We start from the raw sequence: 22,214 nt of genomic DNA on the forward strand, positions 1-22,214 counted from the left end.
CATGGAGTTTGCCCCCTCGACACGCCGTCGAGACCACAGTTAACTCCATGATCAACGGGGGAGAGCCGCGCGACGGGGGGAGAGCGGCGAGCGGGCGGGCGCGAGCGGGCGCGAGCGGGCGTGAGCGGGCGTGAGCGGGCGTGAGCGGGCGTGAGCGGGCGTGAGCGGGCGTGAGCGGGCGTGAGCGGGCGTGAGCGGGCGAGCGTCAGCGAGGGTGGGAGCGTCAGCGGGGGGTGAGGGTCAGGGCGAACGGGGGTTGGCCGGCGACTCCGCTGAAGCAGACGAGGCGCGTACCGGCGGCGACGCAGCGGTCGACCGGCGCGGTCAGGTTCGTTCGGGCGCGTACGGCGGGTTGGGCGGCGGTCAGGTCGACCGTCCCCAGCCACGCCCGTCCGGCCGAGCCGGGCAGGTAGGCGGCGGTGCGGCCCAGGACGGTGCCCGCGATGTGCCAGCGGCCGAGCCGGGCCACGACGATTCCCGTACGGGGGTCGAGGGCCACGTTCTGTTCCCGGCCCAGCGAGTCGCCGAGCCGCCCGATCAGCAGGTCGTCGGTCTCGTCGGTGACGGTGAACCGCAAGGCCGCCCACACCAGCCGGCCGGTCTGCAGGTCGAGGCCGCTGACCCCGCCCCGGTCGGCCGCGCACACCAGCCCGCCGCAGGGGAAGAAGGCGCGCACGGGACTGCCCACCATCTCCTGCGTCCACAAGGGAACCATCCGGTCGCCGTCCGGCCGCCAGAACGTGACGCTGTAGTCTCCCTGCTCTCCGCGTACCGTCTGAAGAAGACCGTCGATCACGCTGACCGCACGCTCGCCCACGGCCTGGGGCAGCGCGGAGCGTGCGACCACCCGCCGGCCGTGGGAGTAGACGGGCAGCGCGTCGGGCCAGGCCTCGACCAGCTGTCCGGTCCGCGCCTCCACGACCTCGATCTGACTTGTACGCCCACCGGCGCGACCGACCAGCGCGACGCGGCCGGCGGCTGGATCGGTCGCGTAGACCGCCACCCCCGGGCGGCGCCAGAGCAGCGCGCCGGTGTCGAGCGAGACCGCCGCGACCTCCACCGTCTCGGACAGTACGCCGAGCGCGACGTCCCCGACGATGTGCACGTCGTCGACCACGCCCGCCAGCGGCTGAAGGACGATCGGCAAGGCGGCCGCCGTGGCCGGTACGGACGCCTGGGGCAGCAGCAACACCGCGATCGCGATCAACCCCGCGAGGATCTCCCGGCGCCGCTGCCGCCAACCGGGCCGGCGCGGTTCCCACTCGGGCTCGTCGCGTCCGGTCTCGCCCAGATCGATCAGCGTCACGCCAGACCTCCCACCTCCGCCAGCAGTCCGTCCAGATCGGACAGCCGCACTGAGACGGCGTCGACCACGGCCGACCCGTCGCAGTAGAGCCAGTTCCCGATCAAGATACAGGCGTTGGCGCGCCCGCCGAGGGGCATGAGCGGGCGAACCTGGTTCGCAGTCCGCACGACGCCCAGCCACAGCTGCGAATCGGCGGTGAACCGGGGGTCGAGGGTGACCAGCTGATGCCCGGCGTACTCGCCGAGCGGATCCCAATGCCCGGGCTGCTCGGCGGCCGGCTGCTCGACCGGCTTGCCCCCACCCGCTCCGGTGTACGGGTCGACCAGCTCATCGGGTACGCAGAACCAGTGGTCGGCACACAGGTAGACGAAGAACTCGGTGGTCGGGAAGTCGAGATGCCAGAGCGGGTTCGACCCCCCGCGCCGGAAGACCTCGATGCGGCTGCCCCGTTCGGTGGCACTCTGGAGCACGACCAGATCCCGCCAAGCGAGAGTGAGACCCTTAGCCGGCCGGCTCACCCGCCACGTCGCCGCGACCCGCCCGGTGGCCGTCGTGACCACCTCGATCGTGCCGTCCGGCCGGAGTATCACCAACTCCCGGCCGCCCTCCTCGGAGATCGGCACCACCTGCGCGTTCACCGGCAACTCGGTACGCCACACCAGCCGCCCGGTCGAGACGTCCACACCGCTCAGCGCACCGGACTTCGCGCGTACCACCACCAGGTCGGTCGCCCCGAAGACGGGCTCCTCGTTGCGCCGCCACACGACCTCACCCGTACGCACATCGACCGCGACGACGGACTCCCAGTAGAAGACGGCGTCCCCGTCCACCGCCATCAGCCCGCCGGCCAGCACGGTCACGCCCCTGGCGGTCGCGACCACCCGAACCGGGCCGGCATTGCCGACGCTCAACCGCCACTTCTCCCCCGACCCGTCCAACGCCGACGCGATCATGGTCTGCCCGTCCGGAGCCGCGTTCAACACGACGTCGGCAGAGGCGAACACCGACGGCGAAGCGACGAACCGCCCCACCCGATGCACGGTCGGCAACGGCTCGGCCCCAGGCCCGGCCCCCGCGAGCGCGCCCGTCAGCACCACCAACAGCGCCACGACCGCCACCCGCCTGGCCCTCACCGCGTTGCCCGCGGCCAGCAGCTTTCGCAGCAGCTGCTGGAGCGGAGGCGGCCGGCCGGGGTCGTAGCGGCTCGGCTCACCGAGGTCGATCAGCGTCACGCCATAGGAACGCGTCCGCCCCGCCACCCGGTTGCTCCGTCAGGATGCGGCGTTCGGCTTTCTGCGCCCGGATGTGCGATCTTGAATGGTTACCGTCGCGCTGGCGACATGAACCGTTCAAGATCACATCGGCGCGGGCGCCTCCGAGCGGTCAGGCTTTGGCGGTGACTCCGGCGTACCAGGCGGCGACCTTGGTCGCGATCTCCGGCGCGGTGAGCCCCAGCTCGGCGAGGATCTCGTTCCGGGTGCCGTGCGGAATCCAGCGCGCTTCGACGCCCAGGTCGCGGACCGGGACGTCGACCTCGTGGTCGCGCAGCAACTTGCTGACCGCGTCGCCGACGCCGCCGTCGCGTACGCCGTCTTCGACGGACACGACGAGGCGGTGCCCCCGGGCGAGGTCGACGAGTTCGGCCGGGGCCGGGCGGACCCAGCGCGGGTCGACGACGGTGACGCCGATGCCCTGCTCGCTGAGCAGGGAGGCGATGGCGACCCCGGTATGCGCGAACGAGCCGACCCCGATGAGCAGGACGTCCTTGCGGTCGGCCTCGGAGAGGACGTCGACCGTGCCGACTCGGCGCAGCGCGGGCAGGGCGGCCGGGACGGAGCCGGTCGGGAAGCGGACGATCGTCGGGCCGTCGTCGATCGCGACCGCCTCGCGCAGTTCCTCGCGGAGCGTGGCCGCGTCGCGGGGGGCGGCGATGCGCAGGCCCGGGACGACGCCGAAGACCGACATGTCCCAGATGCCGTAGTGGCTCGGCCCGTCCGGACCGGTGATCCCGGCGCGGTCGAGGACGAAGGTCACCGGCAGCTTGTGCAGCGCGACGTCGAGCAGGACCTGGTCGAACGCGCGGTTGAGGAAGGTGGCGTACACCGCCACGATGGGGTGCAGGCCGGCCAGGGCGAGGCCCGCCGCCGACGTGGTGGCGTGCTGCTCGGCGATGCCGACGTCGTACGCCCGCTCGGGGTACTTCGCGGCGAGCCGGTCGATGCCGGTGGACTCGGGCATCGCGGCGGTGATGCCGACGATGTCGGAGCGCTCGGACGCGATCTCGACGAGTTCCTCGCCGAAGACGTGGGTCCATTTCAGGCTGGGCGCCGCCAGCGACTTACCCGTCAGCGGGTCGAACGCGCCCGGGGCGTGGAAGTTGTCGGCCTCGTCGTCGAGGGCGGGCTGGTAGCCGTTGCCCTTGCGGGTGACCGCGTGGACGATGATCGGGCCGTTGAACTTCTTCGCCCGCTCCAGGGCGCTCTCGACGGCGGCCTGGTCGTGGCCGTCGACCGGCCCGATGTACTTGATGCCGAGGTCCTCGAACATCGCCTGCGGGGCGACGGCGTCCTTGATGCCCTTCTTGATCGCGTGCAGCGCCTCGTAGAGCGGGCGGCCGACCAGCGGCGTCCGCTCCAGGGAGTCCTTGACCAGGTCGAGCACCTTCTCGTAGCCCGGGTTGAGGCGCAGGGTCGCGAGGTGGTCGGCGAGCCCGCCGATGGTCGGCGCGTAGGAGCGGCCGTTGTCGTTGACGACGATGATCACGGGGTTCTTGGCGTGCGCGATGTTGTTCAGCGCTTCCCAGCACATGCCACCGGTGAGAGCGCCGTCACCGACGACCGCCACAACGTGACGGTCCTCACCGTGGAGGGTGAACGCCTTCGCGAGCCCGTCGGCGTAACTGAGAGCAGTGGAGGCGTGACAGTTCTCCACCAGGTCGTGCTCGCTCTCGGCCTGGCTCGGGTAGCCGGTCAGACCGCCCCGCTGCTTGAGCCGGTCGAAGCCGTCCTGCCGCCCGGTGACCATCTTGTGCACGTATGACTGGTGGCCGGTGTCGAAGACGAACTTGTCCCGGGGGGAGTCGAAGACCCGGTGCAGGGCCAGCGTCAGCTCCACGACGCCCAGATTGGGGCCCAGGTGGCCGCCGGTCTTGGCGACCTTGGTGATCAGGAAGTCCCGAATCTCCTCGCTGAGCAGGGACAGCTCCTCGTAGCTCATCCCCTTCAGGTCCGCAGGCGAGGTGATGGTGCTGAGGATGTCACTGCTCATGGAGCAGAAGTCTATCGGAGCATCCCAGAGAGCAGGACGTTAGACGTGGTTGCGGTTCGACACATGATCGCTACTTGAGCGCTCCGGCCATCAACCCCCGCATGAAGAAACGACCCAGAAGGGCGTACACCAGAAGTGTCGGAATGCTGGCGAGCAGCGCGCTGGCCATCGCCTGGTTGAACGGCACCGTCTGGCCGCCCGCGATGTTGTTCAGGGCGACCGTGATCGGCCAGTACTCCGTCCGGGTGAGGATCAAGCCGAACAGGAAGTCGTTCCAGGCCGAGGTGAACTGCCAGATCATGGAGACCGCGAAGGCGGGCGGGGCGATCGGCAGCGCGATGAAGAAGAAGGTACGCAGCATGCCCGCGCCGTCCACCTGGGCGGCGTCGATCAACTCGTCGGGGAGGCCGGAGAAGTAGCTCCGGAAGATCAGCGTGGTGATCGGCAGGCCGTAGATGATGTGCACCAGGATCAGCCCGTCCAGCCCGCCCCACAGGCCGACGTCCTTGAGCACCTGGAACATCGGGATGATGATCGCCTGGTACGGGATGAACATGCCGAACAGAATGATCGGGAAGACGATGTCGGCGCCCGGGAACCGCCACTTGGCCAGCACGAACCCGTTCATCGCGCCGAGCAGCGAGGAGATCAGGCTGGCCGGCACGGTCAGGATGAGGCTGTTGCGGAAACCCGGCAGCAACTGCGGCCAGACCGTCTTGAACGAGTCGAGCGACAGGCCGTCCGGCAGGCTCCACATCTTCACGACGTCGACGTGCGCGGGGTCCTTCAGCGCCGTCACCAGCAGGGCGTACACGGGCATCAGGAAGAGGCAGGCCAGCGCGAAGAGGATCAGCTGCCGCACGAAGCGGCCCCAGCGGAAGGCCTTGGCGGACCGCTCCGGCGGCGCTTCCTGAGTCTGAGTCCGCGGGGCGGTCGGGGCTTGGGCGGTCATCGGCGCTCCTGCCGCATCGAATACCAGATGTACGGGACGACCACGAGCGCGATGGCGACGAACAACATCGTCGCGATCGACGCCCCGCGGGCGAAGAAGCCGCCGCGGAACGAGGTGAGCCACATGTAGAGCGCCGGCGTCTCGGTACGCGGCCCGCCCGGGTCGATCGCGTAGATCAGGTCGAACGTCTTCAGCGAGATGTGGGCGAGGATGACGACCGCGCTCATCAGCACCGGCAGCAGCAGCGGGCGTACGACGTGCCAGTAGACGCGCAGCTCGCCGGCACCGTCGACGCGGGCCGCCTCGCGCAGCTCCTCGGGGATGCCGCGCAGCCCGGCGAGGAACAGGGCCATGACGTACCCGGAGAGCGCCCAGCCGGCCGGCAGCGCGATCGAGGCCACGGCGAAGATCGAGTCGCTCTTGTGCCACTCGCTGTGGAGGAAGTCCAGCCCCACGGCGTCGAAGAGCTTGTTGATCCCGGTGGTGCTCTCGCCCGAGTCGCTGTTGAGCAGCCAGCGCCAGATGATGCCGGTCGCGATGAACGAGATCGCCATGGGGAAGAGGAACACCGACCGCAGGAAGCCCTCGCCCCAGACGCCCTTGTCCAGCAGGAGTGCCATGAACAGGCCGAGCAGGAGCGAGCCGAGCATGAAGACCAGGGTGAAGATGATCAGGTTGCGGGAGTCGTTGCGGAACGTCTCGTCGGCGAACAGCTCGCGGTAGTTGTCGAGGCCGACGAAGGTGTCGCTGGGGGTCAGGCCCTTCCAGTCGGTGAACGAGTAGCGGGCGTTCCAGCCGATGAACCCGTACACGAAGATGCCCAGGACGATCAGCGACGGCGCGACCAGGATCAGGCCCGGCAGCCACTTGCCGATGCTGCGCCGTGTGCGGCTGCGCACGTCACTTCTCCCCTCGCCGGATCGAGGGCCCGGCCGATCGACCGGGCCCTCGCGAGCAGCGCTTACTTGTTGGCGGCGTACGCGGCCGCGACCGCGCCGGCGAACTTCTTCGAGTCCTTGTCCTGGAAGAAGACGCCGTAGGCCTTCTCGATCTCGGCCTTCCACGCGTTGTTGGCGACGACGCCGTGCACCAGCGACCCGACCACGACGGTGGCCGAGTTCTGCCACTCGCTCAGCGCCCAGCCGAGGTAGTCGGTGTACTTCGACTTGTCGGAGTCCAGCCGGGCCGGCACCGAGCCCTTCTTCGGGTTGAAGAGGTCCTGGCCCTCCTTGGACGCGCACTCCTTCAGCCACGCCTCGGCGTACGCCTTGTGCGGCGCGCCCTTGGGCAGCGTGAACGAGTCGGCGAGGAAGTTGTAGACCCCGGCCGAGCCGGGCGAGGCGACCACGTCGTAGTCGGTCTTGTACTTCAGCGCCTTGGCGCCCTGGAGGTATCCGGCGGCCCAGTCGCCCATCACGTTGAACGCGGCCGTCCCGGCGACCACCTTGTCGATGGTCGGCTGCCAGTCGTCGGTGCTGACCACGGACAGCGCGAGCAACTGCTTGAACGTGTCGAGCGCGGCGATCACGTCGGCGCCGTTCCAGTCGGTCGAGCCGGTCCAGAGCCCGTTGTACTTGTCCGTACCCAGCTCGCCGAGCAGGACGTTCTCCATCAGGTGCATCTGCGTCCAGGTGGTGCCGACGCTGAGCAGCTTGACGTTCTTGCCCTTCAGCGTGTTGCCCTGGGCGACCAGCTCGGACCACGTCTTGCCGGGCGCGCTGATGCCCCACTCGGCCAGCTTCTTCGGGTTGAAGAAGAGCAGGTTCGACCGGTGGATGTTGACCGGGACGGCGTAGATCTTGCCGTCGATGGTCAGCTTCTCGGTCAGCCCCTTGGGGAACTTGTCCCGCCAGCCGTTGGCGTCGTAGAGGTAGTCGATCGGCTCCAGCTTGCCGGCCTTGATGTCGCTGGCCGCCTCCTGCCCGGCGTGCAGCTGGTAGCTGTCCGGCGGCTGGTTGGCGAGCAACCGCGAGGTGAGCACCTGACGAGCTTGGGTGCCCGAACCACCGGCCACGGCGGCGTTGATGAACTCGACGCCCGCGTTGTTCTTCTTGAAGTCCTCGATCAGCGCGGCCAGGCCTTCACCCTCGCCCGGTCCGGACCACCAGGAGAAGACCTCGACCTTCTTCTCACCGCCGCCCGAGCCGGAGTCTCCACTGCTGGAGCAGCCGGGGAGGGCGAGCAGTGCGGATGCGCCCAGACCGGCGCCGAGAAGCTGCCTACGGTTGACTTGCATGACACCCTCCATCGGATCACGTCCATGTGAGTCGTTAGGTCGGCCGGCGGGGTTACGCCGGCGAAGGTGTTGCGACGCAACGATGACTCCATTGAGATAGTTCCGTCAATCACTCGCATTACCTCTGTGATCTGATCGCAACAATCGCCCGGGAGAGCGCTCAAACCGGGCTCCAGGCTGGAGTATTGCCAGGTCCGACAACGAAGTTATGCGAATATTTGACAGAACTGGTGGATGCGGGGCACCCTGCTTCCGTGACCCTGCCGGCCCACCTCGGCTCGACCGCCCGCCGTGTCGCCAACGTGCTGCGCTCACGCGGACCGCGTACGCGGGCGGAGCTGATCGGGCTCACCGGGCTGTCCCGTCCGACGGTCTCGGCGGCGCTGGCCGACCTCACGAACGCCGGTCTGCTGACCGAGGAGGCCGCCCAGACCGGACCGGCGGGAGGTCGCCCGGCCACGGTGTTCCGGCTGGCTCGGGGGGCGGGCCTGGCCGTCGGCGTCGACATCGGACGAAGACACGTCCGGGTCGCCGTGGCCGACCTGGGCCATCACGTCCTCGTCGACTATCCGGCGGTGCTGGACCTCGACGCCGACGACTACCCGGAGTCGGCATTGGACGCCGCGGCCCGCCAGGTCGACGCCGCGCTCGACGCCGTCGGCGCCGACCGGTCCGAAGTGGTCGGCGTCGGCCTCAGCATCTTCGCGCCGTTGACGCGTACCGGGCGGATCGGGTCGCCCGCGCTGCTGCCGGCCTGGGCCGACCTGCTGCCCGAGGAGGAGCTGGCCGGCCGCCTCCAGCTGCCCGTCCGCGCCGACAACGACGCCAACCTCGGCGCGCTCGGCGAATACGTCTGGGGCGCGGGCCAGCAGAGCGCCGACCTCGTCTACGTCAAGGTCGCGACCGGCATCGGGGCCGGGATCGTCCTCGACGGACGGCTCTACCGGGGCTTCTCCGGAACCGCCGGCGAACTCGGCCACATCACCCTGGACGCGCGCGGCCCCGTCTGCCGCTGCGGCAACCGCGGGTGCGTCGAACTGTCCGCGGGCGGGCGCGCGCTGCTCAGGCACGCCCGCATCACCCACCCACAGCTGGACAGCCTGGTCGAACTCGTCGACCTCGCGACATTGGGCGATCCCGGCTGCCGCCGCCTGCTCGCCGACGCCGGCCGCCAGCTCGGCTTCGCCCTCGGCGCGCTGCTCAACCTGATCAATCCCGAGCGCATCGTCGTCGGCGGGGAACTCGGCGCCGCCACCGAACTGCTGCTCGATCCGATGCGCGGTGGGCTCGCCGACACCGCCATGGCCGCGGCGGCCGCGGCCGCGGAGGTCGTCCCGGCGCAGCTCGGCGCGCAGGCCTCCGCGCTCGGCGGCGTCGCGCTCGCACTCGGCGTCGACCGCGCCGCTTGATCCGCTACTTGAGGATCTCGTATTTCACGGTGACGGCGCCCTTGTCGAGGTCGTCGATCACGTCGAAGGCCGCCCGCGACAGGTCGAGGCAGCGGCCATCGATGTAGGGGCCCCGGTCGTTGATCCGCACGATCACCGACTTGCCGGTGTCCATACTGGTCACCCGCACGCGCGTATTGAAGGCGATCGTCTTGCTCGCGGCGGTCAGGGCGTTCGGGTCGAACGTCTCGCCGTTCGCGGTCCCCTGCGGCTCGTCGTAGAACGACGCCCCACAGGTCCCGCTCGACACGACCACTCGCGTCTTGGTCGGGCTGGGTGACGCCTTGCTGGTACGCGTACCGCCGCGCGACGCCGGGGTGGAGTCGGACCGGCTCGGGGTGGCCGACGGGCTGGCCGAGCTGGGCGCCGGAGCGGGGGCGGAGACGGAAGCCGTCGGCGACACCGGGGCCGTGGTCGGCAGTGAGGTCGACGTCGCCTCGGTCGCTCCGACGTGGGCGATTCCGGCGGCCCCGCCCGCGATGACAGCGGTGGCGGCGACGGCGGTCACTATGGGAGCCAGGTACCGACGGGTACCCGGCTTGCTGTGATTTGCCAAGGTCCTGACCTTTCGCGGGGGTTCCAGGGCAGGCCATCGAACCTAGTCAGGGGGCGGGGTGCCCGGTCAAAAGGATCATGCCCATTGGCCCGGGTATGCCCGTTATTCCCGACCGTTCGACCGAGGCGTACAGGGTCCGGACGTGCCGAAACAGCTCGCCGCCCGCTACGAACGAGCTGGGAGCAGCAGCGCGACGCACTCGACGTGGTGGGTGAACGGGAAGCAGTCGAACGCCCGCAGCTGGGCGAGTCGCCAGCCCAGCCCCTGGAAGGTGGCCACGTCCCGGGCCAGCGCGGCCGGATCGCAGGCGACGTACGACACGGCTCGGGCGCCCGAGGCCGCGATCGCGGTCACCACCTGCTTGCCCGCGCCGGTCCGGGGCGGGTCGAGGACGACGAGGTCCACCGGGCCACGCAGCCGCGCCGACGACCGTCCGGCCCGCCCACGTGGCGGGACCAGGGCCCGTTCGACGGTCGACTCGACGATGCGTACGGGCAGCTTGGCGAGGTTCTGCCGGGCGGCGGCCACGCCATCGTGGGCGGACTCGACCAAGGTCACCTGACCGGTGACCCCGACGTGGTCGGCTACCGCCGCGGCGAACAGCCCGGCTCCGCCGTAGAGGTCCCAGGCGGTCTCCCCCACCTTCGGTGCGAGCTGCTCGATCACCGCGTCGGCCAGGGTCTGCGCGGCGTACGGGTGGACCTGCCAGAAGCCGCCGGCCGAGAGGGTGAACTCGTGCCCGGCGGCGTGCTCGACGATCGGCCGGGCCGGATCGGTCATGACGAAGGCCGGCTCGGTCGACGGCGCGACGGTCTCCACGGCGTCGGCGGACCAGGTGCGGTTCAGCACTGGCAGCGACCGGATCCCCGGGTACGCGATCATGCAGCGTTCGATCGGGACGACCTCGTGCGATCGGTGTTTACGCAGCCCCGGACGGCCTTCGGCATCGACCGTGTACCGGACGCGCGTGCGCCAGCCGGCGTCGGGCTGCCCGTCGGCACCGACCGTCGCCGGCAGCTGCTCTACGCGTACCACTTGATCGACCTGAGCGAACCGCGCGAGCAGTTCGCGGACGACGGAAGCCTTCCACTCCGCTTGCGCGGAGGTCGAGGCGTGCTGGAGGTCGCAGCCGCCGCACGCGTTGGGACCGGACCACGGGCAGGGCGCCGGTACGCGGTCCGGCGACGCCTCGATGATCTCGACGGCGTCGGCGCGCACATAGCCGCGGTGGACCTCGGTGACCTCGGCGATCACCCGCTCCCCGGGCAGGGCGTGCCGGACGAACAGGACCATGCCCTCGTGCCGGGCGACGCAGTGGCCGCCGTGGGCCGGCGCACCGACGGTGACCTCGACCCGGTCGAGTTCGAGCAGCGTCATCGCACGGACACGTCGTCGGAGCGCTCGCCGCGGGTCGGCCCGAGCGAGGTACGCCGGTCGAAGCGGTCGAGGTTCTTGGAAGCGGTCGAGGACAGCTGCCACGGGACGCTGGTCACCATCACGCCCGGCTCGAAGAGCAGGCGGGCCTTCAGCCGCAGCGCGGACTGGTTGTGCAGCAGGTTCTCCCACCAGTGGCCGACGACGTACTCGGGGATGTAGACGGTGACGATGTCGCGGGGCGCGTCTTCCCGCCGGCGCTTGACGTACTCGATGATCGGCCGGGTGATCTCGCGATAGGGCGAGTCGATCACGGTCAGCGGCAGGCTGATCCCGCGCCGGTCCCACTCGTCCTGGATGTGGCGCGTGTCGGCGGTGTCCACATTGACGGTCAGCGCGGTCAGCGTGTCCGGCCGGGAGGCCTTCGCGTACGCCAGCGCCCGCAGGGTCGGCATGTGCAGCTTGGACACCAGGACGATCGCGTGGTTGCGGGCCGGGAGGATCGGCTTCTCCTCGGTCGGCTCGAGTTCCCGCGCGACCCGGTCGTAATGCTTGCGGATGGCGACCATGAGCGCGTAGATCACGGCCATCGCCGCGATCGAGATCCAGGCGCCCTTGGTGAACTTGGTGACCAGCACCAGGATCAGCACGAAACCGGTCAGGATCATGCCGAACGTGTTGATCGCCCGGGACCGCTTCATCTTGGCGCGTACGCCGGGGTCCCGTTCAGTCCGCAGCAGCCGGTTCCAGTGCCGGATCATGCCGGTCTGCGACAGCGTGAAGGACACGAATACACCGACGATGTAGAGCTGGATCAGCTTCGTCGTCTCCGCGCGGAACGCCACGACGAGGACCGCCGCCGCGGCGGCCAGGAAGACGATGCCGTTGGAGAAGGCCAGCCGGTCGCCCCGGGTGTGCAGCTGCCGCGGCAGGAACCGGTCCTGGGCCAGGATCGAGCCGAGCACCGGGAAACCGTTGAACGCGGTGTTCGCGGCCAGCACGAGGATCAGGGCGGTCATCGTCAGCACGACGAAGTAGCCGAACCGGAAGTCGCCGAAGACCGTCTCGGCGAGCTGAGCGGTGACCGTCGGCTGCTTCGTGAACGGGGCCGCGCCCTCGATCTGGCTCTCGGTGCAGCCGATCGCGGGGTTCACCTGGAAGCACTCGACGTACTGGAGTTTGGTCTCCCGGGCCAGCAGGATGATGCCGGCCATCATGGCGATCGAGATCGACCCCAGCAGGAGCAGCGTGGTCGCCGCGTTCCTGGACTTCGGCGGCTTGAACGCCGGTACGCCGTTCGAGATCGCCTCGACACCGGTCAACGCGGCACAGCCCGACGAGAACGCCCGGACCAGGAGGAAGACGAACGCGAACCCGGCGCCCACGTACAGCCCGTGCTCCGGCTTGATCGTCATGTCGGCGCTGGGCGCACGCAGCTCGTCACCGCTGATGAAGATCCGCCAGACCCCGACGACGATCATTCCGCCGACCGCCACCATGAACGCGTACGTGGGAATGGCGAAAGCGGTGCCGGCCTCCCGGATGCCGCGCAGGTTCATCGCCGTGACCAGTGCGATCAAGGCGACTGCCGCGCCCACCTTGTGCTCGCCGACGTACCCGATCATGTCGCCGAGGGCGTCCACCCCGGACGAGATCGACACCGCGACCGTCAGGACGTAGTCCACGAGCAGGGCGCTGGCGACCGTCAGGCCGAACTTCGAGCCCAGGTTCACCGTGGCGACCTCGTAGTCGCCACCACCCGACGGGTACGCGTGCACGTTCTGCCGGTAGGAGGCGACCACGGTCACCATCACCACCGCGACGGCCAGCGCGATCCACGGCGAGTACAGGAACGCCGCCGCGCCCGCCGCCGACAACGTCAACAGGATCTCCGCCGGGGCGTACGCGACCGAGGACAACGCGTCGGAGGCGAACACCGGCAGCGCGATCCGCTTCGGAAGCAGCGTGTGATGCAGCCGGTCGGAGCGGAACGGGCGACCCAGGAGCAGGCGTTTCAGCACGGAGGTCGGGTTCGGCACACCCGCAGCCTACGGCTCTTCGGCACCCTTGTGCGGTGCGGCCCGCCCCGACGATCTTCCGGGCCGGGTGGCCTGCCCACGGCCACCTGGGTATGGCACGCTCACAGGTGAGGACAGGAGGCGCGGTTGCATATCGTGATCATGGGCTGCGGACGGGTGGGATCGACCGTCGCACACAGCCTGGAGAGCCGCGGCCACTCGGTGGCCGTCATCGACCAGGACGGCGACGCGTTCCGCCGGCTCCCGGCCGACTTCTCCGGAATCACCGTCACCGGAGTGGGCTTCGACCGCGAAGTCCTGATCCAGGCGGGCATCGAACGAGCCGACTGCTTCGCCGCCGTCTCCAGCGGCGACAACTCCAACATCATCTCCGCCCGGCTCGCCCGGGAGACCTTCGGCGTACCGAACGTCGTAGCCCGCATCTACGACCAGAACCGCGCCGAGGTCTACGAACGGCTCGGCATACCGACCGTCGCCACCGTGCGCTGGACCGCCATGCGCATCGTCCGGCAGCTCCTCCCGGAGGAGACCGGCGAAGTCTGGCGCGACCCGACCAGCGTCGTGTCGATCGTCGAGGCTCCGCTGCACGCGGACTGGATCGGCCGCCCGCTCACCGCGCTCGAGGAGGCCGCCGGCACCCGGGCGGCATACGTCATGCGCTTCGGGCTGGGCATCCTGCCCACCGTCTCGACCGTCCTCCAGGACGGCGACCAGCTGTTCATGCTGGTCACGGACGAGATCGCGGCAGCTGTCCGCAAGGTCACCGGCTCCGCCCCCACCGCACACTGAGGAGTCCGCATGCGCGTCGCCATCGCCGGAGCCGGCAACGTCGGCCGCTCGATCGCCCAGGAGCTGGTCGAGAACGGCCATCAGGTGCTGCTGATCGAGCGCCTGCCCAAGATGTTGCGGCCGGAGCGCGTACCGGCCGCGGAGTGGGCCCTCGCGGACGCCTGCGAGCTGTCCAGCCTCCAGGAACTCGACATCGCCAGCTGTGACGTCGTGGTCGCCGCGACCGGCGACGACAAGGTCAACCTGGTGCTCTCCCTGCTGGCCAAGACCGAGTTCGCGGTCGCCCGCGTGGTCGCCCGGGTCAACCGGGCCGAGAACGAATGGCTGTTCACCGAACAGTGGGGCGTCGACGTCTCGGTCAGCAAGCCACGTCTGATGGCGGCGCTGGTCGAGGAGGCGGTCACGGTCGGCGACCTGGTCCGGCTGATGACCTTCCGGCAGGGCGAGGCCAACCTCGTGGAGATCACGCTTCCGCCGACCGCGCCCTACGTGGGACGCCCGGTCCGCGAGATCCCGCTGCCGCCGGACTCCGCCCTGGTCGCGATCGTGCGCGGCCGGCGGGTCATCGCGCCGAGCCCGGACGACCCCATCGAACCGGGCGACGAACTGATCTTCGTGTGCACGACCGCGGTCGAGGAACAGGTACGCGCGACGCTGCTCGGCGTCTAGCTCACCTTCGTTTTGGCGCTGGATCAGGGTTCCAGGTCGGATCTTGGTCCAAGATTCGACCTGGAACCCTGATCCAGCGCTGTTATGCGACCGGGTCGGCGGCGCGGATGCGGCGGACGGCGTACACGGTGAGCGCCAGGAGCAGCAGGTACGGCGGGTAGCCGAGCACGATCCGGGCGATGCCGAGCGCGACGTCGGCGTGCGCGAGGTACAGCAGGTACTGCAGGCCGGCCTTCAGCAGATAGGTGGCCGCCCACAACACGGTCAGCCAGGCGAACGCGCGGACCAGCCGAGGTTCGGCCCGCCAGCCCTTCTTCCCGCCGTCAGCGACGACCGAGTAGATCCAGCCGACCAGCGGCTGCCGGAACGCGACCGAGCCCAGCAGCGCGATGCCGTAGCAGAGGCTGTAGATGATCCCGGGCAGGTAGAACGAGCGCTCCTCGCCCGACCGCCAGGCCAAGATGGCGCCCAGGGCGATGCCGACGAGCCCGTTGACCGCGAACCGCACCGGCTTGCCCTGCGCCAGCCGCCAGCCGGCCAGGCCGACCGCCACCGCGACGGACGCGATGATGGCCAGCTTGAGCGCGGGCTTGTCGCCCAGCACGCCCAAGCTGTCGTCCGGGACGACCGCGCCCAGGATCATGTTGGCGACGATGAAGACGAGCACCGGGATGCCCGACTCGACCAGACCGCGCCAGCCGCCGAGCTGCTCGGACATCTGCTCGGACAGCGGTGGCAGCTTGTCCGGATCGCGCTCCTCGGTCGCCACAGATCCACGCGCGTCGTCGGTCATCGGTGCCTCATTTCGGGGCGTCGAGCGAATAGTGCGGGTTGTAGATGACCTTGTGACCGTCCCGGACGGCGACGCGCCCGGCGGCGGTCAGCGCCCGGCCCGGTTCGATGCCGGCGATGTGCCGCCGGCCCAGGAAGACGAGCGTCACCACGTCGGTGCCGTCGTAGAGTTCCGCCTCCAGCGTCGGCAGGTTCGTCCGCGGCGTGTAGACCACGGTGCGCAGGCGCCCGGACAGCTTCACCAGCTGCCCCCGGCGTACGCGGTCGGCGCAGACGCAGTCCGCCTTCGCGCTCTCGCGCCGAACCTCCTCCGACTCCAGCTCTTGATCACTCGCCGTGAATTTTCGCAGGAAGCGCCGCAGACCGGACACCTCCGGCTGGGACTGTTGATCCTCGACGGCCGCCATGATCCCGTCGTCACACCCTCTCAAGCATCAATGCGACTTCTCTAGCGTACGTCGATTTATGCCCGGCGTGGCCGGGGCGAGGGCTTGCGCTTCAGTTCATCGCTCGGGGTGATGTCGGTCAGGCTCGGTGCGGCGCCGTCGGCGGCCTGAGCGGCGGCCGCGTCGGCCATCTCCCGGGGCAGGCGCAGCAGCAGCGGCTCCCGGACCGGCTTGGCCTCCGGCCCCCGGGCCACGACCAAGCCCTGCAGGCACTCGACGAGCGGCTCGGCGGTGCCGGGATCGACCGCGGCCGGACCTTGGTAAACACCGCGGACCATCCACCGCGGCCCGTCCACGCCGACGAAGCGCAGATCGGTCAGGCCGTCGGGCGTACGCACCCGGGCGCGCAGCTCGGTGCCGTAGACGCCGGGCTCCTCCTCGGCCGCCACCCCGTCGTCGAACAGGGACTTGCGGATCTCCGCGCGTACCTCGTCCCAGATGCCCTCGCCGCGCGGAGCGGCGAAGACGCCGAGCTGGAGGGCGCTGTCCCCGTGCACCAGGACCACCTGCTGGATGATCCCCTCGGCGTCGGCCTGCACCCGCAGGTCGACCCCGTCGATCGCCGGGACGAGCAGGGCGCCCAGGTCGAGCCGGGCCACCCCGGCCGGCGCCTCGGCCTGGTCGTAGGGGCCGAGATCCTCCAGCGACTGCGCGGCGGCCTCCAGCGGGAGGTCGTCGGCGTCAGCCGGGAGTCGGCGTTCCGCGCCGCGCCGAGGAGCGTCGGCCTTCGCGTGTCGGCCGTTGCGCTGGCGGGAGAACATCACTGCATCGCCTTTCCGATCGGGGCGCCGGTGAGACTACCGGCCGCGAGCGCGGCGTGACCACCCGTCGATCCGTGGCCGCCGTCGCCGCGTACCGACTCCGGCAGCTCCTCGACGAGATGGAACGCGGCCCTCTCTACCCGTTGTACAACAAGCTGAGCGATCCGGTCACCCCGAGTCAGGTGGGCGGTGTTCCGGGGGTCGTGGTTGATGAGGTTGACGAGGATTTCGCCCCGATACCCCGCGTCGACCGTGCCGGGCGCGTTCAGCACCGTGAGCCCGACTTTCGCGGCGAGCCCGGAGCGCGGGTGGACCAGGCCCACGAAGCCCTCCGGGAGCGCTATGGCCACCCCGGTACGCACCAGGCGGCGCTCCCCTGGGGCGATCGTCACATCCTCGGCCGCCACGAGATCGGCTCCGGCGTCGCCGGGATGCGCGTACGCCGGCATGGGCAGCTCGGCGTCGAGCAGGCGCACGGCGATGTCAACCTGACTGGTCATCTTGAACCTCCGGGGGAAGGACCTTACCGAGTGCTCCGGCGGGACCGTCAGACACGTCGCGAGGCGCGCGGCGAACGCCGCCCGCCCAGCCCGGCGGGTACCCGCCGGGTACCCTCGGTCACCATGGCACCCGCACGGACAACGGCGACACCCCGCCTCACGGAACGGCTCACCGTCCCCTGGTGGTGGTGGCCGCTGGGGGTCGCTCTCGCGGCCTTCGCCGCCGCCGAGATCGGCCTCGGCGCGCCGGGTCCCCGGGGCTGGGCGCCGCTCGCCGTGCTGCTGCCGTTGACCGTCGGCCTGCTGCTGTGGTTCTCCCGGCTCCGCTTGCGGCTGACCGAGCCCGAGGACGGGCCGGAGTTCGAGATCACCTTCGGCAACGACCGGGCCTACCTGCCCCTGAGCGCCATCCGGGAGGTCGTGGCGCTCGACGCGTCGGGCCGCGCCGACCTGCTCGGCCCGTACGCCGACCCCAACGCGTTCGTCGTCTTGCGCCCCTGGATCGGGACCGCGGTGCAGATCGTGCTCGACGACCCGGCCGACCCCACGCCCTACTGGCTGGTGTCCACGCGCCGTCCGGTGCAGTTGGCCGAGGCGCTCCGGGACCGCCTTCCCGCTGAGGCCGCGCAGGCCCGCTGAGACGGCCGCCGGCTCAGTTCGGGGGCGGCGCGGGCGGTAGTGAGGGCGGCAGGCCCGGACCCGGCAGAGCGGGCCGGTGACGCAGGCGCAGATCGCGACGGACGGCCTCGCCCAGCGCCTTGGTGGAGCGCCGGTTGAGGTAGCTGGCGACGGCCGCACCGGTCAACAGCGGCCCGAGGGTGGTCAGGTTGCGGCCCAGCCGCTTGACGATCATGTCGCGCAGTTCCTTGCGGGCGGCCGTCCCCAGGATCGAGGCGACCCCGCCGCCGGGCAGGAACGGATTCACGCCGCGCTTGTGCGCCCAGGACTGCAACAGAGCGGCCGAGCGCTGCGTCGTGGTGCCCACCACCGGCTGCCCGTAGACCTGGTGCAGTTCGCCGATGAGCTTCAGTTCGAGGCCGATGACGGCCACCGTCTCGACGGCCAGCAGCACCGGCGTGGACAACAGGGTCGGCGGCACCGCCCACTGCACCGAGCCGACGCCGCCGCCGATGGCACCGATCCCGGCGGTCGACCGGGCGGCGTTACGGACCAGCCGCTCCGCCAGCGCGTCGCCGTCCAGCCCCGGATAGTGCCGGCGCAGGGTGTCGAGATCGCGTACCGGCACATGGGGAGCGAGGTCGGCCACCGCGTCGGTGACCCAGCGGACGGCCTTGCCCGGCTGGAAGAGCCGGCCGACGCCGCGCCCGCGCAGCGCGGTGACCATGCGGGAGATCGCCTTGCGGCGGCTCGCGCTGTCCAGATCGGACTCCGCGAGTTCGGCCACCGCCCGGCTGAAGCCGTCGACGTCAGCGGCCTTCTCGTCGAACGTGTCCGGCGGACCGGCCGGGTCGCCGGTACGACCGGTGCCCGGCACGTCGTCGCCGGGCACCGCTTTCTCGCTCGCCATGAAAGGCCTCCTACCGCGTCGTGGGCTTGTGAACAGTTGACCCGACGGGGTCAACCATCGCTACCCCGTTGCGCCGGATCAGATGCACTCGCGGCAGATGGGCAGGCCGTTCTTCTCGCCGGCCAGCTGGCTGCGGTGATGCACCAGGAAACACCGGGAGCAGGTGAACTCGTCCGCCTGCAGGGGCACCACCTTGACGCTGAGTTCCTCGTCAGCCACGTCGGCTCCGGGTAGCTCGAAGCTTTCCGCCACCTCGGTCTCGTCGACGTCTACGCTGCCCGACTGCGAGTCGACGCGACGGGCCTTGAGCTCCTCAAGGCTGTCTTCGCCGAGTTCGGCCTCGTCACGGCGCGGGGCGTCGTAGTCGGTCGCCATCGGTTCTCTCACACTCCACTAACTCGTAATTCCTGCGGTGCGTCCTGAGCCGCGCCGCGCGTGGGCGTCGTCGGCCGGTCCCAAGGGACGCGGCACAATACCTCGCCTGTGTCGGTGATGTACGCCCAAGCGCGCCGGGATGTTCCCAATGTGACTGAGCCGACAGCCGAGCGAGACAAAAGTAGGGTCAGCCGCCCTCCGAACATCGTCGGCGCGCCGGTGGATATTCGGCCTTTCCGCCGGGTCCTGCCCTCGGGGGCGGCGTCCAACGGTTACCCTCACCGTGCTGGGCCGGTGCGCGTCACCCTTGTCCGGCGAGCGAAACGGCTCGCCGGCGGACGCGTCGCCCCCTATTCCGCCACATCGTCAATCGCCTTACATCGACGGGGAGCTGGGACATGAGCTTCGCACGCATCCGAGCGCTGGCGCTGGTCGCCGTACTCGTGCTGGCCGCCGGAGTGCTGACCGTCATGGCGTTGACGAAGGGGACGGGCAGTTCGGCGACTCCGGACGCGTGCCCGTCGGGCTACGCCGTGGTGGACATGGAGCTGCCGAACGACAACCGGAACATCCACATCAACGTCTACAACGCGACAGACAAGGCCGGCCTGGCCGGGACCGTGAAGCTCGACTTCGAGTACCGGCGGTTCAAGGTCGAGAAGACGGGCAACAACCCGCTCGGCAAGCCGGTCAGCGGCGTGGCCATCCTGCGCTACGGCCCGAAGAAGGTCGGCGCGGCGTACGTGCTGGACGCGTACTTCCTGAACAACGCGGTCCACGAATATGACAAGAATCGGACTGACGAGACGGTCGACGTGATCCTCGGCCCGGGCTTCAAGCAGCTCGCCACCCAGACCGAGGTCAACCAGGCGTTCACCGCCCTGGCCGGCGCGGGCGGGCCCCAGCTGCCCAAGAACTCCTGCCCGGCCAAGCAGACCGACTGACGCGGCGCCCGCTGAGGCGCCGCGTCGCTCCGGCTCAGGGGCCGCTGTCGGCGTCCAGCTCGACGAGTTGGTCATGCAACTGCTTGTGCAGCGCGGGCGGGGCGGCCAGGGCCAGATCGGCGCCCGCCGGCTTACCGCTCAGCCCGGTGACGAGCAGTCCGGCCTCCCGGGCGATCAATCCGCCCGCCGCCAGATCCCACGGATTCAGACCCCGTTCGTAGTACGCGTCCAGCATGCCCTCGGCCGCCGCGCACAGGTCGAGCGCGGCCGAACCGAATCGGCGGATGTCGCGTACGCGGGTGATCAGACCGGCCACCACGGCGCCCTGCACCGCGCGCCGCTCCGCCGAGTACGCGAATCCGGTGCCGACCAGCGCCTGTGCCAACACCGTCTGCGTGGAGCCGGAGAGGCGTCGATCACCCCGCCACGCTCCCCCGCCCAGAGTGGCGTGCCACTCCTCCCCGGAAGCGGCGTTCACCACCACCCCGGCGATCACCTCCCCGTCCGCCTCAGCGGCGATGGAGACGGCGTACTGGGGTAATCCGTAGAGGTAGTTCACGGTGCCGTCGATCGGGTCGATGACCCAGCGGACGCCGCTCGCCGCGTCGTCCTCCTGGACCCCGTACTCCTCGCCGAGGAAGCCGTCGCCGGGCCGCACCGCCCGCAATTCCTCGACGATCTGTCGTTCTACGGCCCGATCGGCGGCGGTGACGACGTCGGTCGCCGTACTCTTGGTATCGACCTGTCCGATAGCCTCGGTTCGCGTCCGGCGAGCCGTCTCGGCAGCCCGCCGGGCCACCCGCTGTGCCAACTCGAGCAGCTCTCGTGCATTCTGTTCCACCACGATCCCATCCTCGCAAAGGCACGACCGGCGCGCGCGATGGGATGATCACCAGAACCGGCGCTACAATTCACGCCTGCTGCCCTCCGCCGCCGGGCCGACACCCTCGCGGCGAGCCGGTGGCTCTCAATCCCGATACACCCGGCCGTTCTCCACGGCGCGCCCGTGGGCCGGCCGGAGGGCGCCACATGCTGAAGCCCACTCGCTGATGACGGAAGGTCGTTCGTGACAGAAGCCCGCCAGATCGGCGCCGACGTACGCTCGCTCACCGACGCTCTCCTCGCCCAGGCCGCCGCGGCCGGTGGCCAGCTGACGCAGGCTGAGATCGCGCGTTCCGTCGAAGCCGCCGAGGTGACCCCGACTCAGGCCAAGAAGCTGTTGCGCGCCCTCTTCGAGGCGGGCGTGACGGTGGTGGCCGACGGGCGGACCGCCAAGGCTCCCGCGAAGAAGGTCGCGGCCGCGCGTTCGGCGACCCCGGCCTCCAAAGCGACCACGGCCAAGGCGACGCCCGCCAAACCCGCTGAGCGGGCCGCTCCGAAGCCGGCAGGCAAGACGCCGGCCCAAGGTGGCCCCATCGACGGCGACGCCGCTGAGGCGGCCGTCGAGCCGATAGACAAGGCTGCCGCCAAGAAGGCCGCGGCCCCGGCGGCGAAGAAGGCCGCCCCCGCCAAGAAGGCCGTGCCCGCGAAGAAGGCCGCGCCGAAGGCGGAGGGCGACGCCGACGAGCCCGCCAAGAAGGCTGCTGCGGCGAAGAAGGCCGCGCCGGCCAAGAAGGCCGCCGACGGCAAGGCCGAGAAGGCTCCGGGCGAGGAGCCCGACGCCGCGGACCTGGAGGTCGAGGACCTCACGGCCGAGATCGAGGACGTCGTGGTCGACGAGCCGGTCGAGATGGCCCAGGCCGCCGCGGCGGACGCGGCCGCCGCCGACGACTTCGACTGGGACGCCGAGGAGTCCGAGGCGCTCAAGCAGGCCCGCAAGGACGCCGAGCTGACCGCTTCGGCCGACTCCGTCCGGGCGTACCTGAAGCAGATCGGCAAGGTCCCGCTGCTGAACGCCGAGCAGGAGGTGGAGCTGGCCAAGCGGATCGAGGCCGGGCTCTACGCCGCGGAGCGGCTGCGGGCGGCCGACGAGGGCGAGCTGACGCTCACCCGGGACATGCAGCGCGACCTGCTCTGGATCTCGCGTGACGGCGACCGGGCCAAGAACCACCTGCTGGAGGCCAACCTCCGACTCGTGGTCAGCCTCGCCAAGCGCTACACGGGCCGGGGGATGGCGTTCCTGGATCTGATCCAGGAAGGCAACCTGGGTCTGATCCGGGCGGTGGAGAAGTTCGACTACACCAAGGGTTACAAGTTCTCGACGTACGCCACCTGGTGGATCCGGCAGGCGAT

General features: G+C 70.2%; 22 protein-coding genes. 6 read left to right on the forward strand and 16 right to left on the reverse strand.

Annotated features, from left to right (window positions below):
* Window positions 1–223: 223 nt before the first annotated feature.
* The 6 genes from AB0M47_RS34215 to AB0M47_RS34240 all read right to left on the reverse strand — a co-directional run bounded on the left by AB0M47_RS34215 (window position 224) and on the right by AB0M47_RS34240 (window position 7,761).
* Window positions 224–1,306, reverse strand: a complete 1,083-nt coding sequence (locus AB0M47_RS34215) for a hypothetical protein (protein ID WP_363421519.1) — start codon at window positions 1,304–1,306, stop codon at window positions 224–226.
* Window positions 1,303–2,565 (reverse strand): PQQ-binding-like beta-propeller repeat protein, encoded by a 1,263-nt coding sequence (locus AB0M47_RS34220; RefSeq protein WP_363421521.1) that lies wholly within the window; start codon window positions 2,563–2,565, stop codon window positions 1,303–1,305. Before AB0M47_RS34220 ends, AB0M47_RS34215 begins: the two co-directional genes overlap by 4 nt.
* Before the next feature lie 124 nt (window positions 2,566–2,689).
* Window positions 2,690–4,573 carry a 1-deoxy-D-xylulose-5-phosphate synthase gene (dxs, locus tag AB0M47_RS34225; protein ID WP_363421523.1) on the reverse strand — a complete coding sequence of 628 codons (1,884 nt, stop codon included), beginning with the start codon at window positions 4,571–4,573 and terminating at the stop codon, window positions 2,690–2,692.
* A 70-nt stretch (window positions 4,574–4,643) separates the two neighbouring features.
* Entirely contained in the window at window positions 4,644–5,393 is a 750-nt protein-coding gene (locus tag AB0M47_RS34230; RefSeq protein ID WP_363421554.1) for a carbohydrate ABC transporter permease, read from the reverse strand.
* Window positions 5,394–5,521: 128 nt separating this feature from the next.
* Window positions 5,522–6,424 (reverse strand): sugar ABC transporter permease, encoded by a 903-nt coding sequence (locus AB0M47_RS34235; RefSeq protein WP_363421525.1) that lies wholly within the window; start codon window positions 6,422–6,424, stop codon window positions 5,522–5,524.
* A gap of 62 nt (window positions 6,425–6,486) precedes the next feature.
* Window positions 6,487–7,761 (reverse strand): ABC transporter substrate-binding protein, encoded by a 1,275-nt coding sequence (locus AB0M47_RS34240; protein ID WP_363421527.1) that lies wholly within the window; start codon window positions 7,759–7,761, stop codon window positions 6,487–6,489.
* Between the two features lie 254 nt (window positions 7,762–8,015).
* On the opposite strand from AB0M47_RS34240, the gene AB0M47_RS34245 reads away from it, so the two are divergent.
* Entirely contained in the window at window positions 8,016–9,170 is a 1,155-nt protein-coding gene (locus tag AB0M47_RS34245; protein WP_363421529.1) for an ROK family protein, read from the forward strand.
* A 4-nt stretch (window positions 9,171–9,174) separates the two neighbouring features.
* Here AB0M47_RS34245 and AB0M47_RS34250 read toward each other — a convergent pair whose 3' ends face one another.
* The 3 genes from AB0M47_RS34250 to AB0M47_RS34260 form a co-directional block, all read right to left on the reverse strand.
* Complete coding sequence (locus AB0M47_RS34250; RefSeq protein WP_363421531.1) at window positions 9,175–9,717, reverse strand: septal ring lytic transglycosylase RlpA family protein; 543 nt, start codon at window positions 9,715–9,717, stop codon at window positions 9,175–9,177.
* Between the two features lie 213 nt (window positions 9,718–9,930).
* Window positions 9,931–11,142 (reverse strand): TRAM domain-containing protein, encoded by a 1,212-nt coding sequence (locus tag AB0M47_RS34255; RefSeq protein WP_363421533.1) that lies wholly within the window; start codon window positions 11,140–11,142, stop codon window positions 9,931–9,933.
* A complete protein-coding gene (locus AB0M47_RS34260) occupies window positions 11,139–13,178 on the reverse strand; it encodes an APC family permease (protein ID WP_253756601.1) in 2,040 nt (679 codons plus the stop codon). The genes AB0M47_RS34255 and AB0M47_RS34260 overlap by 4 nt, the downstream gene beginning before the upstream one ends.
* Before the next feature lie 126 nt (window positions 13,179–13,304).
* Here AB0M47_RS34260 and AB0M47_RS34265 point away from each other — a divergent pair, with 126 nt between their 5' ends.
* Together AB0M47_RS34265 and AB0M47_RS34270 are read left to right on the forward strand one after the other, a co-directional pair.
* On the forward strand, window positions 13,305–13,967 hold the full coding sequence (locus tag AB0M47_RS34265) for a TrkA family potassium uptake protein (RefSeq protein ID WP_253756603.1): 663 nt from the start codon (window positions 13,305–13,307) through the stop codon (window positions 13,965–13,967).
* Between the two features lie 9 nt (window positions 13,968–13,976).
* On the forward strand, window positions 13,977–14,636 hold the full coding sequence (locus AB0M47_RS34270; protein ID WP_363421535.1) for a TrkA family potassium uptake protein: 660 nt from the start codon (window positions 13,977–13,979) through the stop codon (window positions 14,634–14,636).
* Between the two features lie 82 nt (window positions 14,637–14,718).
* Here the strand turns inward: AB0M47_RS34270 and AB0M47_RS34275 are convergent, their stop codons facing one another.
* The 4 genes from AB0M47_RS34275 to dut are packed head-to-tail and all read right to left on the reverse strand — an operon-like array spanning window position 14,719 to window position 17,135.
* Window positions 14,719–15,429: a DUF3159 domain-containing protein gene (locus AB0M47_RS34275; protein ID WP_363421537.1), complete on the reverse strand. Its 711-nt coding sequence runs from the start codon at window positions 15,427–15,429 to the stop codon at window positions 14,719–14,721.
* Window positions 15,430–15,436: 7 nt separating this feature from the next.
* Window positions 15,437–15,835, reverse strand: a complete 399-nt coding sequence (locus AB0M47_RS34280; RefSeq protein ID WP_253756611.1) for an OB-fold nucleic acid binding domain-containing protein — start codon at window positions 15,833–15,835, stop codon at window positions 15,437–15,439.
* 56 nt (window positions 15,836–15,891) lie between these two features.
* Complete coding sequence (locus AB0M47_RS34285; protein WP_363421539.1) at window positions 15,892–16,638, reverse strand: DUF3710 domain-containing protein; 747 nt, start codon at window positions 16,636–16,638, stop codon at window positions 15,892–15,894.
* A complete protein-coding gene (gene dut / locus AB0M47_RS34290) occupies window positions 16,635–17,135 on the reverse strand; it encodes a dUTP diphosphatase (RefSeq protein ID WP_363421541.1) in 501 nt (166 codons plus the stop codon). The genes AB0M47_RS34285 and dut overlap by 4 nt, the downstream gene beginning before the upstream one ends.
* Window positions 17,136–17,258: 123 nt before the next feature.
* Between dut and AB0M47_RS34295 the strand changes: the two genes are divergently transcribed.
* Window positions 17,259–17,774 carry a DUF3093 domain-containing protein gene (locus tag AB0M47_RS34295; RefSeq protein WP_363421543.1) on the forward strand — a complete coding sequence of 172 codons (516 nt, stop codon included), beginning with the start codon at window positions 17,259–17,261 and terminating at the stop codon, window positions 17,772–17,774.
* A gap of 13 nt (window positions 17,775–17,787) precedes the next feature.
* On the opposite strand, the gene AB0M47_RS34300 is transcribed toward AB0M47_RS34295, so the two are convergent.
* Together AB0M47_RS34300 and AB0M47_RS34305 are read right to left on the reverse strand one after the other, a co-directional pair.
* Complete coding sequence (locus AB0M47_RS34300) at window positions 17,788–18,663, reverse strand: hypothetical protein (protein ID WP_363421545.1); 876 nt, start codon at window positions 18,661–18,663, stop codon at window positions 17,788–17,790.
* A 78-nt stretch (window positions 18,664–18,741) separates the two neighbouring features.
* Window positions 18,742–19,038, reverse strand: a complete 297-nt coding sequence (locus tag AB0M47_RS34305) for a DUF4193 domain-containing protein (protein ID WP_363421547.1) — start codon at window positions 19,036–19,038, stop codon at window positions 18,742–18,744.
* A gap of 398 nt (window positions 19,039–19,436) precedes the next feature.
* On the opposite strand from AB0M47_RS34305, the gene AB0M47_RS34310 reads away from it, so the two are divergent.
* On the forward strand, window positions 19,437–19,982 hold the full coding sequence (locus AB0M47_RS34310; RefSeq protein ID WP_363421549.1) for a LytR C-terminal domain-containing protein: 546 nt from the start codon (window positions 19,437–19,439) through the stop codon (window positions 19,980–19,982).
* A gap of 34 nt (window positions 19,983–20,016) precedes the next feature.
* Here the strand turns inward: AB0M47_RS34310 and AB0M47_RS34315 are convergent, their stop codons facing one another.
* Window positions 20,017–20,823 (reverse strand): inositol monophosphatase family protein, encoded by an 807-nt coding sequence (locus tag AB0M47_RS34315; RefSeq protein WP_363421556.1) that lies wholly within the window; start codon window positions 20,821–20,823, stop codon window positions 20,017–20,019.
* A gap of 225 nt (window positions 20,824–21,048) precedes the next feature.
* Between AB0M47_RS34315 and AB0M47_RS34320 the strand changes: the two genes are divergently transcribed.
* Window positions 21,049–22,214, forward strand: a 1,166-nt coding sequence (locus tag AB0M47_RS34320; protein ID WP_363421552.1) for a sigma-70 family RNA polymerase sigma factor, incomplete at its 3' end; no start/stop codon positions are given.

Source organism: Hamadaea sp. NPDC051192, assembly GCF_040682475.1.
GTDB classification, from domain to species: Bacteria; Actinomycetota; Actinomycetes; order Mycobacteriales; family Micromonosporaceae; genus Hamadaea; species Hamadaea flava.

What these genes read in the sequence shown, in the direction of transcription:
- dxs (WP_363421523.1), bottom strand. Translation starts at nt 4,573, where the DNA reads ATGAGCAGTGACATCCTCAGCACCATCACCTCGCCTGCGGACCTGAAG.
- AB0M47_RS34230 (WP_363421554.1), bottom strand. Translation starts at nt 5,393, where the DNA reads ATGCCCGTGTACGCCCTGCTGGTGACGGCGCTGAAGGACCCCGCGCAC.
- AB0M47_RS34240 (WP_363421527.1), bottom strand. Translation starts at nt 7,761, where the DNA reads ATGCAAGTCAACCGTAGGCAGCTTCTCGGCGCCGGTCTGGGCGCATCC.
- AB0M47_RS34255 (WP_363421533.1), bottom strand. Translation starts at nt 11,142, where the DNA reads ATGACGCTGCTCGAACTCGACCGGGTCGAGGTCACCGTCGGTGCGCCG.
- AB0M47_RS34270 (WP_363421535.1), top strand. Translation starts at nt 13,977, where the DNA reads ATGCGCGTCGCCATCGCCGGAGCCGGCAACGTCGGCCGCTCGATCGCC.
- AB0M47_RS34275 (WP_363421537.1), bottom strand. Translation starts at nt 15,429, where the DNA reads ATGACCGACGACGCGCGTGGATCTGTGGCGACCGAGGAGCGCGATCCG.
- AB0M47_RS34280 (WP_253756611.1), bottom strand. Translation starts at nt 15,835, where the DNA reads ATGGCGGCCGTCGAGGATCAACAGTCCCAGCCGGAGGTGTCCGGTCTG.
- dut (WP_363421541.1), bottom strand. Translation starts at nt 17,135, where the DNA reads ATGACCAGTCAGGTTGACATCGCCGTGCGCCTGCTCGACGCCGAGCTG.
- AB0M47_RS34295 (WP_363421543.1), top strand. Translation starts at nt 17,259, where the DNA reads ATGGCACCCGCACGGACAACGGCGACACCCCGCCTCACGGAACGGCTC.
- AB0M47_RS34300 (WP_363421545.1), bottom strand. Translation starts at nt 18,663, where the DNA reads ATGGCGAGCGAGAAAGCGGTGCCCGGCGACGACGTGCCGGGCACCGGT.
- AB0M47_RS34305 (WP_363421547.1), bottom strand. Translation starts at nt 19,038, where the DNA reads ATGGCGACCGACTACGACGCCCCGCGCCGTGACGAGGCCGAACTCGGC.
- AB0M47_RS34310 (WP_363421549.1), top strand. Translation starts at nt 19,437, where the DNA reads ATGAGCTTCGCACGCATCCGAGCGCTGGCGCTGGTCGCCGTACTCGTG.